Source organism: Pseudoduganella sp. RAF53_2 (assembly GCF_052113985.1).
GTDB lineage: Bacteria > Pseudomonadota > Gammaproteobacteria > Burkholderiales > Burkholderiaceae_D > Rugamonas.
In genome coordinates this window covers 1-1023 of sequence record NZ_JBFRDW010001095.1, presented here as the reverse complement: position 1 = coordinate 1023, position 1023 = coordinate 1, and the positions used below count along the sequence as shown (strand labels likewise).

The 1023-nt window shown below is 57.5% G+C and carries 1 protein-coding gene and 1 pseudogene; both read left to right on the top strand.

Translation table 11 applies throughout. The annotated features are described in order from the left end of the window. Nucleotides 1-48 precede the first annotated feature (48 nt). On the top strand, nt 49-921 hold the full coding sequence (locus AB4Z11_RS32560; protein WP_442030433.1) for a CheR family methyltransferase: 873 nt from the start codon (nt 49-51) through the stop codon (nt 919-921). 10 nt (nt 922-931) lie between these two features. Next, nucleotides 932-1023, top strand: a pseudogene (locus AB4Z11_RS32555) (chemoreceptor glutamine deamidase CheD); the annotation flags it as partial.

Genomic DNA, 1023 nt, shown 5'->3' with positions numbered 1-1023 from the left:
CGCATGCTGTGTGCGGCGCCCGTCTGACGTTTAGGGAAGAAGAACAAAATGGCGCTGACCAAAGATACCGTTAAAGAGTTTGACTTCAACGGCAAAGATTTTGAACGTGTCCGCGCGATGATCTACAAGCGGGCCGGCATTGCGCTGGCCGACAGCAAGCAGGAAATGGTATACAGCCGCCTGGCGCGCCGCTTGCGCGCCACCGGCATCAACTCCTTCGTCAAATACCTCGACGACCTGGAGGGCGGAAAGCTCGGCAACGCCGAATGGGAAGCCTTCACCAACGCGCTGACCACCAACCTGACATCTTTTTTCCGGGAAGCCCATCACTTCCCGCTGCTGGCCGAACATGTGCAGAAAAAGCGTGGCGGCGAAGCCCTGAATATCTGGTGTTCCGCCAGTTCCACCGGCGAAGAACCCTATTCGATCGCCATGACGGTGTGCGAGGCTTTCAACACGCTGACGCCCAACGTCCACATCCTGGCGACGGATATCGACACCAATGTGCTGGCCACGGCCGCCAACGGCGTCTACCCGATCGAGCGGATCGAAAAGCTGTCGCCGGAACGCCAGCGGCGCTTTTTCCTGCGCGGGAAGGGCGATAAAGCCGGCTTCGTGCGCGTGCGCGAAGAACTGCGCAAGCTGATTACCTACCGCCAGATCAATCTGCTGGACGAGTCGTGGGAAATCCGTCCCGGCTTCGATGCGATATTCTGTCGGAATGTGATGATTTATTTTGACAAGGCCACCCAGCGCAGAATCCTGGCGCGCTTTGTCCCCCTGATGAAGCCGGATGCGCTGCTGTTCGCGGGCCATTCGGAGAATTTCCTCTACGTGTCCGACTCTTTGAAGCTGCGTGGCAAGACGGTGTACGAACTGGATGAACGCAAGGCCACAGGCTTCAAAGCAGCACAACGATAGTGAGAATGACATGGACAAAGAACAATTCGCCACCAACGTCTATTACGACCGGACGTTCGACTGCGACGCGGCCAAGATCCTGCCCGGGGAGTATTACTACAC